Here is a 15,028-nt window from a genome sequence, read left to right on the forward strand (position 1 = left end):
AACATACTTTAATTATCCAATAAAAATGTTCGTGTTTTTCTTGATAATCCTGCTCGATATTGGTACACTAAGTATGTTTGTTAAGCAAAAAGCATATGCTGATTGCTCATAAATTTTGGAGGTGTCAGAATGTCTTCAGTAGTTGTAGTTGGTACACAGTGGGGAGACGAAGGGAAAGGGAAGATCACTGATTTTCTCTCTGAAAATGCAGAAGTCATTGCTCGTTATCAAGGGGGCAATAACGCAGGACATACTATTAAGTTTAATGGCGAAACATATAAGCTACATTTAATTCCATCAGGAATTTTCTATAAGGACAAAATTTCCGTTATCGGTAATGGGATGGTCGTTGATCCAAAGGCTTTAATCGGAGAGCTTGCTTATTTACATGAACGCGGTGTTTCTACCGACAATCTTCGTATTTCTAATCGTGCTCACGTTATTCTTCCCTATCACTTGAAGCTGGATGAGGTAGAAGAAGAACGCAAGGGAGCCAATAAGATTGGTACAACGAAAAAAGGCATTGGGCCTGCTTATATGGATAAAGCTGCCCGTATCGGCATCCGCATTGCTGACTTGCTTGATCGTGAAGTATTTGAAGAAAAATTGACACGAAATCTAGAGGAAAAGAACCGGATGCTCGAGAAATTCTATGAGACAGAAGGATTTACCCTAGCTGATTTCTTTGAAGAATATTATGAGTATGGACAGCAGATCAAGAAATATGTATGTGATACATCTGTTGTTTTAAATGATGCCCTTGATGAGGGTCGTCGCGTTCTTTTTGAAGGTGCACAAGGGGTTATGCTTGATATTGACCAAGGTACTTATCCATTTGTTACTTCCTCTAACCCAGTAGCAGGGGGAGTCACAATCGGAGCTGGTGTCGGCCCGTCCAAAATCAATCATGTTGTCGGTGTGTGCAAAGCATACACAACTCGTGTAGGGGATGGACCTTTCCCAACTGAGCTTCACAATGAGATTGGCGACCAGATCAGGGAGGTAGGAAGAGAGTACGGGACAACAACTGGACGCCCGCGTCGTGTTGGCTGGTTCGACAGTGTTGTTGTAAGACATGCCCGCCGTGTGAGCGGATTGACTGACCTTTCCTTGAACTCCATTGATGTCTTGACTGGTATTGAGACATTGAAGATTTGTGTGGCTTACCGCTACAAAGGACAAATCATGGAAGAGTTCCCGGCAAGTCTGAAAGTGCTAGCTGAATGTGAGCCGGTCTATGAGGAGCTTCCTGGCTGGACGGAGGATATTACAGGAGCGAAGACGCTCTCAGACCTCCCAGCGAATGCTAGAACTTACCTGGAACGCGTATCACAGCTGACAGGCATTCCATTGTCCATTTTCTCTGTTGGACCAGACCGCAATCAAACCAATGTATTGCGCAACCCATACGGACTTTAATAAGGATAGCAAGGCAGCCTTGCCGAGCTTGTACAAAAAAGGACTGAGAATACATATTCTCAGTCCTTTTTTCCTTAGCTCTGTTAAAAATGAATGATGATAGTAGAATACCGGTAATTAACGTTTCAAGCTGTTGACTCCTGCGTGGTCAGCGGACAGGGGTGACCACGCAGATTGCCAAAGCACCCCGTCCGCCCTTAGATTCAGCCGCCTGCAACGAGGATCAGCGATTTAGATTAATCAAGCCTAGATGTCAGCGCAACATTCGTTTTTGGACACGGCAAATTCAGTCATGTTCCAACCTCTTTTTTTTTGTATAAGATTTCATTGATACGAATGGAAAGGAAATACAGGTACAAACAGCAAAGAAAATGATAAAAAAGTGAAAATATGAGCGGAGCAGCCTGTTTACAAAGCTTCGTTTGCGGGAATATAAGGAAATTGGTATTTATCGCTTATTCCAGTAGATAACTGGATTTTTTCTTAAAAAGGTGACCTAATCAAGGAGAAATGATAAAGTAAGTTTGAAGGAGTTTATAGAAAATGGGACAAGTTTTGTCCTGTTTTTATATAGATTTATAAGCTAGGTAAAGGAGTCGCTGTAATGGATAAGAAAATTTTAGTCGTTGATGATGAGAAACCAATTGCTGACATACTCCAGTTTAATTTAAAGAAGGAAGGGTTTGAGGTGTATTGTGCTTATGATGGCAATGATGCAATCAAGCTCGTTGAAGAGATACAACCTGATTTGATTTTACTTGATATTATGCTCCCACAGCAGGATGGAATGGAAGTGTGCCGGGAGGTAAGAAAGAAATACGATATGCCAATCATCATGCTGACCGCGAAGGATTCTGAAATCGATAAAGTGCTCGGTCTTGAGCTTGGAGCAGATGACTATGTGACAAAGCCTTTCAGTACGCGTGAGTTGATTGCGCGTGTTAAGGCAAATCTTCGCCGACAGAAGCATGCGGCAACCCAGCAGGATGAGCAGGAGGAAACGAACGAAATCACTGTCGGCAATCTGGTTATTCACCCAGATTCCTATATGGTATCGAAAAGAGGGGAGACAATCGAACTCACTCATCGTGAATTCGAGCTGCTTTTCTATTTAGCGAAGCATATTGGACAAGTTATGACACGGGAGCATCTTCTGCAAACAGTATGGGGCTATGATTACTACGGAGATGTAAGAACAGTCGACGTTACAGTTAGACGTCTAAGGGAGAAGATAGAGGATAATCCGAGCCATCCGGCATGGATTGTTACGAGAAGAGGAGTTGGCTATTATCTCCGTCACCCAGAACAGGAGTAACTCTTATGAAAAAAGTCGGCTTTTTTAAATCGATTTACTTTAAATTCGTATTAATCTATTTGCTTCTAATCTTTGTAGCGATGCAGATTATTGGTGTTTATTTTGCCCAGCGCCTGGAGCAGCAGTTATTAGACAGCTTCAAGAGCTCTATTCAAGAGCGGGTTACGATTTTGAAATATAGTCTTGAGAAGGAGATCACCGAAACGCGTAAGGTCGGTGATCCGACTTTGATGGAGGATATTGAAACCACCATTGGGGATTATGATTCTGATGATATTTTGGAGATTCGTGTCATGGACCAAGATTACAAGGTCATCGGCTCCTCTGCTGAGAATCAGGATATTGTCGGAACTCGTTTTAACGATAAGATGGTCATGACGGCCTTTAATCAGGGGACGGCTCAGAAGGATATTCGGATAGATGCGGGTACTGCCGAACGAATTCTCCTATGGTCTGAGCCGCTCATGACAGAGGATGATGTTGTCATTGGCAATCTGTACTTAATAACGAAGATTGAGAATGTCTACGAGGAGCTTGAACAAATCAACACGATTATGGCAAAGGCCACAATTATCTCCCTGGCTGTAACAGCTATATTGGGTGTTTTGCTAGCTCAGACGATTACCAAGCCAATCTCGGACATGAGAAGGCAAACAATGGCGATGTCACGCGGAAACTATTCTCGAAAAGTAAAAGTCTATAGTGATGATGAGATTGGGCAGCTGGCTGTGGCCTTCAACAACTTGACGAAGAAGCTTCAGGATGCTCAAGCCACAACAGAGGCAGAGAAGCGGAAGCTATCATCTGTTCTAACCAATATGACAGATGGGGTGCTGACGACTGACAGGCGAGGACGTGTCATTTTAATTAATGATACGGCTCTTTCCATGCTGAAGGTTTCACGTGAAACATCTTTATCGAAGCCAGTGACAGAAGTATTAGGATTAGAAGATTCCTATACATTTAATCAGCTATTGAATGAAAAGGAATCGATTATTTTAGATCACAGCTCTGATAAAAAGCTGTTATATTTAAGAGCAAACTTCTCCATTATTCAGCGTGAAACAGGCTTTGTGAATGGATTGATTGTCGTTTTGCATGATATTACCGAACAGGAAAAGATTGATGAGGAACGTAGAGAATTCGTAGCCAATGTATCTCATGAATTGCGAACGCCATTGACGACAATGCGAAGCTATCTTGAGGCATTGGCAGAAGGTGCGATGCATGATGGGGAGCTTGCACCGAAATTCTTGAATACAGCTCAGACAGAAACAGAACGGATGATTCGTTTGGTGAATGACCTTCTTCAATTGTCTAAGCTCGATAGCACAGATTATCAATTATCGACAACGTGGGTAGACTTTGGCCGATACTTCCATCGTGTGATTGACCGTTTTGAAATGACAAAATCTAGGGATGTGACCTTCAAGCGTCTTATTCCTGATGAATCAATTGGTGTGGAGATTGATGAAGACAAAATAACGCAGGTACTTGATAATATCATTTCCAATGCCTTAAAGTATTCCCCAGAGGGCGGACAGGTTACCTTTAAGCTTCAGGTCATTGGACCAAATATTGAAGTCAGCGTCCGCGATGAGGGAATGGGAATTCCAAAAGAGAATGTCTCACGAATTTTTGAGCGATTCTACCGTGTCGACAAAGCACGCTCACGGAAGATGGGCGGCACCGGCTTAGGTCTTGCTATCGCAAAAGAAATGATTGAAGCACATAAGGGGCAAATATGGGCATCAAGCGAGGAAGGAAAAGGGACAACCGTCTTCTTTACGCTTCCATATGAACCTTTACAAGAGGATGATTGGGAATGAGCTGGGAAGGATTAAAAAATATTTTATTGTTCTCCTTAATTGTAATCAGCGGATTGCTTACTTGGTCATATTGGTTCTATCAGCCGACTTATGAGATTGACAGCTCTCAATATGTCCAGACGAAAATTACGAGCAATGGCAATATGGAGCCTGATGAGGTCGTGCAGCCGGTCAAGGTACTGTACCATACCCGAGGCTCCTATTACGGAACCTATTCGGATGAACTGGTGCCGGAAATGATTGATTCCATCAAACGGTTTAGTCTCTTTAATTTCCAGAACCAATCTGAGAAATATGATGTGAAATCTATAAAGGAATTAATGGAGCAGGATGGGGCGATTGAAGTCATATTCAATGATCATGTGCCTTTATCCTTCTATAAAAAGTATTTGAAGATTGAAGATAGCAGCGTGCCAGATATCAACTTTGACCGAATTGTGGTCTTTACGGAGAACATCGGTGATAGTAATCATGCGGTTTATTTCATTTCAGAGGATGAAGAGACAGTAGTGACAGCAGCTCTTGAACCTGAGGTGCTTGAGCAGTTTGCTTCTTCCTATGCAAAGACAGAGAATTATGTAAGGTATGAGAAGATTGCCATTACCGATCAACAATCTGTTATTGTGCCAGCTGGCAGGCAAAAGGTAACAGGATACAGCTATTTAACCAAATTTGTATCCGCAACAAGTTTCATGAAGGCCTTATTCTCTGTTCCTGATACAGTGAAACAGGAAGGCGATTTTTATACAGATGGATCAAGCCTCCTGAAGGCAAACTCCAAAACCATGATGATTGAGTATAAGAACCTTGCTGTGGGTGCAAAGGAAGAGAAAAATACAGATACTCATATCCTCCAAAGAAGTATTGATTGGATTAACACCCATGCAGGCTGGGATCAACGATATCGTTATGCTGCATTGGATGAGAGAAATAGAGATATCCTCTATCGCCTCTATATATCCGGCCTGCCTGTATTTAATGACACAGGTATCTCAGAATATGATGTTGAATGGGGCACGGAGAATGTGAAGGTGTATGAGCGTCCATATGTGTATCTCGGTGATAAGGCTCTGACACAAAGTGAGAATACTTTGCCAGCAGCGGAGGATGCGCTCGCCGTCTTTAAAGAAAGCATGAGCAAGCAATATAATCCAGATAAGCTCACCGACATGACGATCGGGTATATGATGACGATTGATGAGAGTACTGGCACAGATATTATCGTCTTAAAACCGACATGGTATTTCTATTACGACCAGTCCTGGGTAACGATAACGGATAAGACTAAGGGAGGCATCTTGGATGGATTGGAATAAAACAAAGAGTCTATTCATTATTGTCTTCCTCATTCTAGATATTTTTCTTCTTTATCAGTTCATTGATTTCAAGGCAGCCAAGCTTGAAATCAATAAAGAAACAACCCTTGAGGAAAAGCTGAAGGATGCTGGTATAGTGTACTCATCCATGCCAAGCGGGTCTGTTACTGAGAAAACGATTAGTGCAAAGGCAAAGGTATTCACAGAAAGTGATATCCGAGGTCTCAAGAATCAAGATGCTGTTCTTGGTGACGAACACACAATTCTTTCCCAACTAGAGAAACCGATAGCAATTGGAACAGGCGAGGGGAAATATTACGAACTGCAAACATTTATGGAGAAAAATATAACAGCTGGTGATTCTTATAAGTTTTGGCGCAAGGAAGGCCAATCCATTATTTATAATCAAGTTTATAATGGGCGGATGCTTTTTAATAATCAGAACGCCCAGATCGTCTTTCAATTGAATGAGAAAGATCAAGTAGTGAGTTATGAGCAGACCATGCTCGATAATATCGAGGAATTTAACGATAATCAAGCCATCGACCCAGCTGTGAAAGCATTGGGAAGCTTGCTGACGAATGGATATTTAACGAATGGCAGCAAAGTCACAGATCCTGAGCTGGGGTATTACACGCTGATTGAAGTGACGGAGTCTGAAATCTTGGTGCTTGTGCCAACCTGGCATTTCAAGGTGAATGGACAGGAGGATTATTTCGTTAAAGGAACCGATAGTGAAGTATTGAATACAGAAGAAGAGAATTTAACGGAGTGAGGAATATGTCAATGCAATTCAGCGTTCTCGCCAGCGGGAGCACGGGAAATTCTCTTTATGTAGAATGCGGGGGGAATTCCTTTCTCGTCGATGCCGGCTTGAGCGGCAAGAAAATGGTAGAGTTATTAGGAAAGATTAATAAAAAGCCTGAGGATCTCTCAGGCATTTTCGTGACCCATGAACATAGCGACCATATTAAGGGCCTTGGTATCATGGCTCGAAAATATCAATTACCGATTTATGCGAATGCGAATACGTGGAAGGCAATGGAGGGCTTGATTGGGGAAATTCCAACTGAGCAGAAGTTCGAATTTGGGATGGAGACCGTGAAGACATTCGGTGAGCTGGATGTAGAATCGTTCGGTGTTTCCCATGATGCAGCTGAGCCGATGTTCTATGTCTTCCATCATGGAGATAAGAAGCTTGTAACGATTACAGACACAGGCTATGTGAGCGACAGGATGAAAGGAATCATCCATAATGCAGATATGTATATATTTGAGAGCAATCATGATGTAGGCATGCTGCGGATGGGTCGGTATCCGTGGAGCGTTAAGCGCCGAATTCTAAGCGATGTAGGCCATGTGTGCAATGAAGATGCAGCAATTGCCATGAGTGAGGTCGCAGGTGATCGGACAAAGCGGTTTTATCTGGCCCATTTAAGCAAAGATAATAATATGAAGGACCTTGCCCAAATGTCTGTTGCCCAAACGCTAGAGACAAAGGGGATTCGTGTCGGAGAGCAATTTAGCTTATATGATACTGATCCTAACGAGCCAACTGAATTAATTGAGCTATAACAGAGAGAGTATCTCTGTTATTTTTTTGACCGCACATAATCTTCCATTCAGCAGGGAAAAGAATAAGCGAAAGAGTTGAAACAGTAATTTACGGTTTATATTATGGAAATAAACAAATAATAGAAGGTAAATTGAGTTCAAGCTGAAAGGAATGTGTGTGGATGGGCTATTATGATCAAGATGATAACCAGTTCAGGCGGCAGAAAAGCCAAGGGAAGGGCGGATATTTCGTATCAGGTCTCATTGGTTCGATTATTGGGGCCTTGCTTGTCCTCTTCTTAAGCGGCAATCTTACTGGCGGAAATGGACAGAACAATCCTGGTTCCATAAACCAAAATAACGGAACATCCAGTCTGACGCAAAATCTCTCAGTGGATGTGACCACAGATGTTACAAAGGCGGTCGAAAAAGCAGCTGATGCAGTTATTGGCATAACGAATATTCAAGGCTCTAGTTTCTTTAATGAGGAGACGGAAGCAGGAACAGGCTCCGGTGTTATTTATAAAAAGGAAAATGGAAAAGCCTTCATTGTGACCAATAATCATGTCGTTGAAGGAGCAAGCACGCTTGAGGTGACATTGACAGATGGAACAAAGACAGAGGCAAAGCTGCTAGGCAGCGATGTATGGACCGACTTGGCCGTCATTCAGATTGACGACAAAGGGGTCGATACCGTTGCACAGTTCGGAAATTCTGATAAACTAAAGTCTGGCGAGCCCGTTATTGCGATTGGAAATCCGCTTGGGCTGAACTTTTCTGGATCGGTGACCCAAGGAATTATTTCTGGCTTAAATCGAACAATCCCTATTGATGTCAATTCAGACGGGATTGAGGATTGGAACGCAGAGGTCATTCAAACAGATGCGGCTATTAATCCTGGTAACAGTGGAGGAGCGCTTGTTAATATCAACGGCCAGGTGATTGGCATAAACTCAATGAAAATTGCTGAATCCTCTGTTGAGGGTATAGGTTTGTCAATCCCCATCAATTATGCCATTCCAATCATCGAGGACCTTGAAGCCCATGGAAAGGTGAAACGGGCTTATATGGGGACATCTTTACGGTCATTGAGCGAAGTGACAAGCTATCAACAGGATGCAACATTGAATCTACCGTCCAAGATAACGGAAGGGGTAGTCATAGCAAGTGTCGAGCCAGGTTCACCAGCTGAGAAAGCTGGATTGAAGGAATATGATGTCATTGTTGAGCTGGATGGTGAAGCAATACCAGATGTACCATCCTTAAGAAAACACTTATATGCTGAGAAGAAGATTGGTGATACGATGAAGGTGAAGTATTACCGTAACGGCAAGGTCCAAACAACGGAAATGACGTTGGCAGAAGCTGACTTACAATAATAGTTGACGGAAGCAGGGGACTGTAGATAGTGCCCTGCTTTCCCTATTGAAAAAAGAATGGAGAGATTGAAATGAAAATTTATTGCTGTGCAGAGCATGTGGAAGTAGGACTCGATAATATCGTGGATGAGGCAGAAGTACCTCCATTTATCAACAACCTTTCTGATGAAGAAGGAGAAAAAGTTACTCACAATTCGGGCGAATTCACCTGTGAATACTGTGGAAAACCAGCTGTATATGTTGTGGCGAACGAACATTCGGACACAATATGTGGACAGTAACTGTGTATATGTGGATAACATTTGTGGATAAGTTGTTTGTAAAGTGAGGATGAACTGTGAATATCTCGATTGTAACGGTAGGTAAATTGAAGGAGAAATACTTGAAACAAGGAATAGAGGAATACACGAAGAGACTATCGGCCTATGCCAAAATTGATATCATTGAAATACCCGATGAAAAAGCTCCTGAAACCTTAAGCGAACAAGAAATGCTTCAGGTGAAAGGAAAAGAAGGGGAGAGAATCCTTGCTAAAGTTCCAGATGATGCCCATGTTATCGCCCTTGCCATTGAAGGGAAAATGAAATCATCTGAGGAACTTGCTGACACACTCGACAAGCTCGCTACATACGGCAAAAGCAAAATCGTCTTCGTTATCGGCGGCTCTCTTGGCTTGAGTAAGGATGTCATGAAGCGGGCAAATGATACCCTGTCATTTTCAAAAATGACGTTCCCGCATCAGTTGATGAGATTGATTTTAGTGGAACAGGTGTACCGGGCGTTTCGGATTAATCGAGGAGAACCCTATCATAAATAGATGAGGTTTTAATAAAAAAGGCTGAAGAATAGACTTGAATATTGGCATCTCAGCCAATGATCAACCTGAACTTTTAGGCGGTATTTTATGAATCTATTGCCTAAAAGTTCAGGTTTTTTAGATGTCGCTGCACCGATTGATTAATAGCATTAGTCAGTTTTTTTACGTTTCTTATCTTTTTTACCCTTTAGTTTGCGGCTCCTAGATTCTTTATTCTTATCTTTCTTTTTTGTCTTTACTTTGTTGTGTTTATCTTTCTTGTGTTTCTCCTTTGTATGTTTACCTTTTTTATCTTTATCTTTGTCTTGTTTTTTCTTCTTTTTCTTCTTTTCATCACTCGGTTCATCTGGTGGAGTAATATTTTGAAGGCTTTCGTCTTCTGGCAGCAGTGCAGGAAGAGGCGTCTGCAGCGTACACTCCCAAACCTCCATAATGTCATGTGCGACTCTAGGCCAGTTATAATGGCTTATAGCGAGTTCTCTTCCTCTTTTCCCCATGCTTTGCATTAATGATTTATTTGACAATATTTCAGAAATCTTTTCTGCAAAGTTTGCTGGGTCCTCTGGATCTTCGATTACAAAGCCATTTTTCCCTGGAATAATAACCTCTGCGTTTCCTCCTCTTGCCGTTGTTATAATAGGAAGGCCGGAAGCCATTGCTTCATAATGAACGCGTGCTAGTGGTTCTTGCCAAATAGAGGTACAGACGAATATATCGGCAGCCGCAAACCAATCTTGGATATCAGCTGATGATACAAAGCCTGTTGTCACAACAGGAACGGTTTGTTGTTTTGCTAAAGATCGAATATAGGCTACATAATCGGTTATTTTGTTCTGGCTAAACCAGTTTCCTCCTACGATAACCAAGGCTAGGTTTTTGTGTTTTTTTGAAAGCAGGGGTAATGCTCGAATTAGCCGATCTACTCCTTTGTTTGCGGAAAGTCTTCCTGCAAATAAGATGACATTCTTATCTTCTAAACCATGTTCTTTACGGAGCCGATTTCGAATAGATTCCATTTTAGAATGATTGCCGGGTAAAAACCGTTCAGAATCAACACCTGAATAAATAGTGCGGATTTTTGAGGATGCTTCGGGATAGAGGCTGCGGATGACATTCCCTACATAGTCGCTGATTGTTATGATCATAGAGACTTCTTCTATTGCTGCATGAGCTTCACTCGATTCGATTTTATCAAGATTAAACATATCATTGTGCATGCTAAGGATAATTTTCGAGTGAGGTGCAACGCTTCGAATCGGCATAACAAGGCGAGGGCGATTAAAAACGTGAATGATGTCAAAAGAGTTGGAGGCTAAAAATTGAACGATTCCTTGTTGATAGAGCGGCAATAATTTCCCTGGTACTCGGACATATTTAATGCCATCCTTGACTTCTTCATTAGGAAGCGATGGGTCTGTTATTCCTAAAACAGTAATACTATATGACTTTGCTAGGTGTGGAAGGCTTCCGGAAATATACGTTTGAATGGCCCCTCCTAGGACAGGCGGTACAGGAAGTTTTTCAGTAGCTATCATTAAAATTTTCATGATGACTGATTCCTCCAATCAGCTTTAATTTCCTCTAATGCCGGCCATTTGGATTGGTCAGTATCAACAATTATTCTAATTAATTGAGAGGTTGTTTCATCTAAAAATATTTCTGGCTCATATAGTAACTCTTTGACATTTTTATAAAATTCACTAGGAAGTGACAAATCAATTAGTAAGATGTCATATAGCTCTGTACTGATTGGATTTGCCTCGTGATAAGCTTGAATCATTTCACGCATCCACGTTACATCCCATCTAAATAAATCTGCCATGGTTCCTGTTATCAATTTCCTTAAGTCACGTATGGGAAGATCATATGCTACACCATCAAGGTCAATAATCCACATTCCATTCTGTCCCATTTGACCATTTGACCAGCCGTAATCCTGATGAACCAGACCCCAATTTGTATTACCGAGTTTTACTAGTTCCAAGTATTTTGACTGATTTAATGCTTCGATACTATTCTTTGCTTGTTCTTCAAATAAATCGATAACATTTAATAGCTCCTGACTAGCAGGCATTGAACTATACGCTATAGCTACATTTCGGAACCAATCCATTTTCCTGAGGATTTTTTGGTAGCTTTTTGGCCACTTATACAATCTTGAGGCAATTTCTGCCCCGGCAGGGGGGACATACCCTTGACTTAACCGGTGAAATTCACCGAGCGCATAGCAAAGCTGTTTTGCGCCTTCTAAGTCTTTTGTTACTGGCATTAATGGTTCAATCCATTCTGCAACAAACCATAACTTATCTCCGGCCTGAACATAATCTTCACCCGATTTGGTTGTGATAATTCCCGGTACCCTTGCATTTTTTATGTCTACCAAATACCTTTGGGCACCAAGACTAAACATGCTTCTTGTAGGTCTTCGATGGAGAAGCTTAAAACTTTTAGGTCCATCATCGGTCTCCAACTTCCATATGGCACCGCCCTTATCAGGCTTTGTTGTGACCACCTGCATGCTATTAACTTTTAAATTGTACTGTTTAAGAACCTCTAATCCCATATCATGGATATAATCAGGTACATAAAATTCATCATGAGTAGATAATTCGTCCATTTCCCACGGTACAATAATTTGATGCTCCAATGTATCACTTCTCCTTTTCCATGCAAATTATACCTTTACAGATCATGAAAAAAAGGCAATTTGAAAAATAGCAACCTCATTTAAATAAGCTACAGATACTGTTTATTAATATGCTTAAGGGACAAGAATGGACAGTCCATAAGCGGATTAAACTGGTAATTTAGGGGAGTGATTGGAAATCAAATACGTTTTTAAATGAAGCGTTTGGTCCGATATAAGAACAAAATACTTTAGATTTATTTGATTGGCTTTGGAGAACGGTTCATAAGTAAGTGAATTTCGATAATGTTGGGGATTTTTCTTGAATGAGTGAACATCAAAAATGCCAAAACTGTGTCATCTGGTTAAAGAAGATGGAAAACCGCAGGATAGAAATGAACTTAGATAAAAGTTCTATGTATGAATAAGCATAGTCTTCCTATACAGAAGGAGATTGGGGAAAACCAGTCCTCTTTATTTTCTATATTGATAACTGTGTAGGATATTTGTGAAACCGCAATCGTTTTACGATTAAGAGGGATTTCCAATTAAGCCTTACTCTAGCATCGTGGATATTCTTCGCAAATTAATCATCTATTTCAATGAATCCTTGTATGGTAGGGCATAAAACGGCCTGATCCTTTATATGAATTCTTTGCATGTAACTTGCTAACTATGACAATTCATCTTTTGGTTAGGAGAGAAGATCCGCTCTTTTTATTACCTTCCCCATAACACGATTAAGCAACTACTGGAGCACTTAAAATCATTATTTACTGAAAACTTTTAAATATTTCCGATTTGTTGTAAGCGTTTCTTTGTGGTTTTATAATCTTTATATTCGATAGACGTTTTCTATCATAAACCCGACAAAATTCTATGGTAATTAATTCCTTGTATTGAGTAGAATAAAAAAATTAATAATATCTAAATCTTTCTTATCCCTTGCCATATAAGGGTTTGAACGCAATTATCAATAGGGGTAAACCCCATGTGAAAACGATTTCGAGAAAGTGTTGCATATTGGATTGTGGCATGCTAGTATACTAGTATATCGAAGCTAAGAGGAGGTTAGTAATCAAATCTAGTAAAACGAGGATAAATTTTTTTTAGATTTATTGCTCAATATTTCACAAAGTCAAAAAGACTATCTATTTGATTACATTTCATTTGCGAATAAAAACCAACTTGATAGTGGAGATTATAAAAATTAGAGGTGAAACATAATGAGACAATTCGGTCTTAGAGACAAAATGGGCTATTTGTTCGGGGATTTTGGAAACGATTTCTTCTTCATGCTCGTGGCAAGTTATTTGATGGTATTCTATACGGATGTTTATCATCTTAATCCTTTGGCAGTCGGCGGATTGTTCGCGATTGCACGATTATGGGATGCATTTGCTGATGTGGCTTGGGGTCGTTTTATTGACACAAGAAAAGCTGGAGTTCATGGTAAATTTAGACCGTGGATCTTTAGAATGTCCTTTCCGTTAGTCATCACAGGTGTATTAATGTTTGTTTATATTCCAGGGATGTCTAATGGATTCTATCTAGCATATGCCTATGTAAGTTATATTTTATGGGGAACATTATACAGTACTGTAAATATTCCTTATGGCTCAATGGCTTCTGTTATGACAGCTGATCCTGTAGAGCGTACTGCTTTATCTTCTTGGAGAACAGTGGGATCACAAATGGCAGGACTAGTCATTAACGTTTTAGGGCCAATCATTTTGTTTGTTGATAACGAAGCATCAGCAAACCGCTTCTTATTAGCTGCTGTTATTTTCGGTATTTTAGCGATTGCTTGTTACATGGGATGTTATCATTTAACAGTAGAACGTGTTACTCTTGCTGATAAAGATGATCAGCCTAAAGTGAAAACAAGTGAGACAATAAAAGGTATCATTAAAAACAAACCTTTACTTTGGTTCCTTGTCGCTTCATTAACATTCATGGTTATTATCATGTTTATCGGAGCGGTAAATGTTTACTTATTTAAAGATTACTTTGGAAATACGAAAGGCCTAAGTATTGTTGGGTTCTTACAATCCGCAGCCGTGTTTGCAATGGCGCCATTCATCCTTAAGCTGGTTAAGAAATTTGGTAAAAAAGAAGTGGCATCTTTTGGTGTATTAGTTGGTGCTGCTGCCTATGCTCTTTTATATGTATTCTCAGACTTAAGTATGACATCATTCATTGCTATCTTAACAGTTGCAATGCTTGGTTACGGTACATTTAACCTTGTTATTTGGGCATTCGTTACAGATGTTATCGATTACCACGAATATTTAACAGGTTTACGTGAAGATGGAACAATTTATTCGATCTATTCAATGGCTCGTAAAATTGGACAAGCTGTTGCAGGTGGTCTTGGCGGTGCAGCGATTGCAGCTGTCGGCTACAACGCAGAATTAACAGTACAAACAACAGGAACTCTAAATGGAATTCATATGTTGGCAACATTAGTACCTGCAATTGTACTTGGGCTCGTGTTCTTAGTCCTAATGTTCCTTTATCCGTTAAATAAAAAACGTTCAGAACAATTGGCAGTAGATTTAGCTGAAAACAGAAAGAAACAAACGGCTTAATTATATACGAATCATATCGAAAAAGATTATTAACTGACTCAGAGACAAAATCTCTTTTTAAGGCATATTTTATGAAAAGGGATTTTGTCTCATTTTTATTCGTATATAGGTATATTCAAAAGAATTTTACGATAATATTAGATGTGATATTCAGGTAGTATTAGCTGTCGATTTTGCTGGCA

The 15,028-nt window shown here is 40.4% G+C and carries 12 protein-coding genes; 10 read left to right on the forward strand and 2 right to left on the reverse strand.

Annotated features, from left to right (window positions below):
• The first annotated feature begins 129 nt into the window (after nucleotides 1–129).
• The 9 genes from AC622_RS20190 (at nucleotide 130) to rlmH (ending at nucleotide 9,629) form a co-directional block, all read left to right on the forward strand.
• Nucleotides 130–1,419 (forward strand): adenylosuccinate synthase, encoded by a 1,290-nt coding sequence (locus AC622_RS20190; RefSeq protein WP_049672667.1) that lies wholly within the window; start codon nucleotides 130–132, stop codon nucleotides 1,417–1,419.
• 604 nt (nucleotides 1,420–2,023) lie between these two features.
• Nucleotides 2,024–2,734 carry a response regulator YycF gene (yycF, locus tag AC622_RS20195; RefSeq protein WP_049672668.1) on the forward strand — a complete coding sequence of 237 codons (711 nt, stop codon included), beginning with the start codon at nucleotides 2,024–2,026 and terminating at the stop codon, nucleotides 2,732–2,734.
• Nucleotides 2,735–2,739: 5 nt separating this feature from the next.
• Entirely contained in the window at nucleotides 2,740–4,563 is a 1,824-nt protein-coding gene (walK, locus tag AC622_RS20200) for a cell wall metabolism sensor histidine kinase WalK (protein ID WP_049672669.1), read from the forward strand.
• On the forward strand, nucleotides 4,560–5,879 hold the full coding sequence (locus AC622_RS20205; RefSeq protein ID WP_049672670.1) for a YycH family regulatory protein: 1,320 nt from the start codon (nucleotides 4,560–4,562) through the stop codon (nucleotides 5,877–5,879). Before walK ends, AC622_RS20205 begins: the two co-directional genes overlap by 4 nt.
• A complete protein-coding gene (locus AC622_RS20210; protein ID WP_049672671.1) occupies nucleotides 5,866–6,654 on the forward strand; it encodes a two-component system regulatory protein YycI in 789 nt (262 codons plus the stop codon). The genes AC622_RS20205 and AC622_RS20210 overlap by 14 nt, the downstream gene beginning before the upstream one ends.
• Before the next feature lie 5 nt (nucleotides 6,655–6,659).
• Nucleotides 6,660–7,454 (forward strand): MBL fold metallo-hydrolase, encoded by a 795-nt coding sequence (locus tag AC622_RS20215; RefSeq protein WP_049672672.1) that lies wholly within the window; start codon nucleotides 6,660–6,662, stop codon nucleotides 7,452–7,454.
• A gap of 161 nt (nucleotides 7,455–7,615) precedes the next feature.
• Nucleotides 7,616–8,812, forward strand: a complete 1,197-nt coding sequence (locus AC622_RS20220) for a S1C family serine protease (RefSeq protein ID WP_049672673.1) — start codon at nucleotides 7,616–7,618, stop codon at nucleotides 8,810–8,812.
• 71 nt (nucleotides 8,813–8,883) lie between these two features.
• The gene (locus tag AC622_RS20225; RefSeq protein WP_049672674.1) at nucleotides 8,884–9,093 is read left to right on the forward strand and encodes a CxxH/CxxC protein; all 210 of its coding nucleotides are present in this window, start codon (nucleotides 8,884–8,886) and stop codon (nucleotides 9,091–9,093) included.
• A 56-nt stretch (nucleotides 9,094–9,149) separates the two neighbouring features.
• Nucleotides 9,150–9,629: a 23S rRNA (pseudouridine(1915)-N(3))-methyltransferase RlmH gene (gene rlmH, locus AC622_RS20230; protein WP_049672675.1), complete on the forward strand. Its 480-nt coding sequence runs from the start codon at nucleotides 9,150–9,152 to the stop codon at nucleotides 9,627–9,629.
• Between the two features lie 149 nt (nucleotides 9,630–9,778).
• On the opposite strand, the gene AC622_RS20235 is transcribed toward rlmH, so the two are convergent.
• Nucleotides 9,779–11,176, reverse strand: coding sequence for a glycosyltransferase family 4 protein (locus tag AC622_RS20235; protein ID WP_082197222.1), 1,398 nt, complete (start codon nucleotides 11,174–11,176; stop codon nucleotides 9,779–9,781).
• On the reverse strand, nucleotides 11,173–12,246 hold the full coding sequence (locus AC622_RS20240; protein ID WP_442853823.1) for a CotS family spore coat protein: 1,074 nt from the start codon (nucleotides 12,244–12,246) through the stop codon (nucleotides 11,173–11,175). The genes AC622_RS20235 and AC622_RS20240 overlap by 4 nt, the downstream gene beginning before the upstream one ends.
• Nucleotides 12,247–13,481: 1,235 nt before the next feature.
• Here AC622_RS20240 and AC622_RS20245 point away from each other — a divergent pair.
• Complete coding sequence (locus AC622_RS20245; RefSeq protein WP_049672677.1) at nucleotides 13,482–14,846, forward strand: MFS transporter; 1,365 nt, start codon at nucleotides 13,482–13,484, stop codon at nucleotides 14,844–14,846.
• Nucleotides 14,847–15,028 lie beyond the last annotated feature (182 nt).

It is taken from the genome of Bacillus sp. FJAT-27916 (assembly GCF_001183965.1).
Classification (GTDB): Bacteria; Bacillota; Bacilli; order Bacillales; family Pradoshiaceae; genus Pradoshia.

Excerpts from the sequence above, each read along its gene's own strand:
- AC622_RS20190 (WP_049672667.1), top strand. The coding sequence starts at position 130 with ATGTCTTCAGTAGTTGTAGTTGGTACACAGTGGGGAGACGAAGGGAAA.
- AC622_RS20205 (WP_049672670.1), top strand. The coding sequence starts at position 4,560 with ATGAGCTGGGAAGGATTAAAAAATATTTTATTGTTCTCCTTAATTGTA.
- AC622_RS20235 (WP_082197222.1), bottom strand. The coding sequence starts at position 11,176 with ATGAAAATTTTAATGATAGCTACTGAAAAACTTCCTGTACCGCCTGTC.
- AC622_RS20220 (WP_049672673.1), top strand. The coding sequence starts at position 7,616 with ATGGGCTATTATGATCAAGATGATAACCAGTTCAGGCGGCAGAAAAGC.
- AC622_RS20240 (WP_442853823.1), bottom strand. The coding sequence starts at position 12,246 with ATGGACGAATTATCTACTCATGATGAATTTTATGTACCTGATTATATC.
- walK (WP_049672669.1), top strand. The coding sequence starts at position 2,740 with ATGAAAAAAGTCGGCTTTTTTAAATCGATTTACTTTAAATTCGTATTA.
- AC622_RS20245 (WP_049672677.1), top strand. The coding sequence starts at position 13,482 with ATGAGACAATTCGGTCTTAGAGACAAAATGGGCTATTTGTTCGGGGAT.
- AC622_RS20225 (WP_049672674.1), top strand. The coding sequence starts at position 8,884 with ATGAAAATTTATTGCTGTGCAGAGCATGTGGAAGTAGGACTCGATAAT.
- yycF (WP_049672668.1), top strand. The coding sequence starts at position 2,024 with ATGGATAAGAAAATTTTAGTCGTTGATGATGAGAAACCAATTGCTGAC.
- AC622_RS20210 (WP_049672671.1), top strand. The coding sequence starts at position 5,866 with ATGGATTGGAATAAAACAAAGAGTCTATTCATTATTGTCTTCCTCATT.
- AC622_RS20215 (WP_049672672.1), top strand. The coding sequence starts at position 6,660 with ATGTCAATGCAATTCAGCGTTCTCGCCAGCGGGAGCACGGGAAATTCT.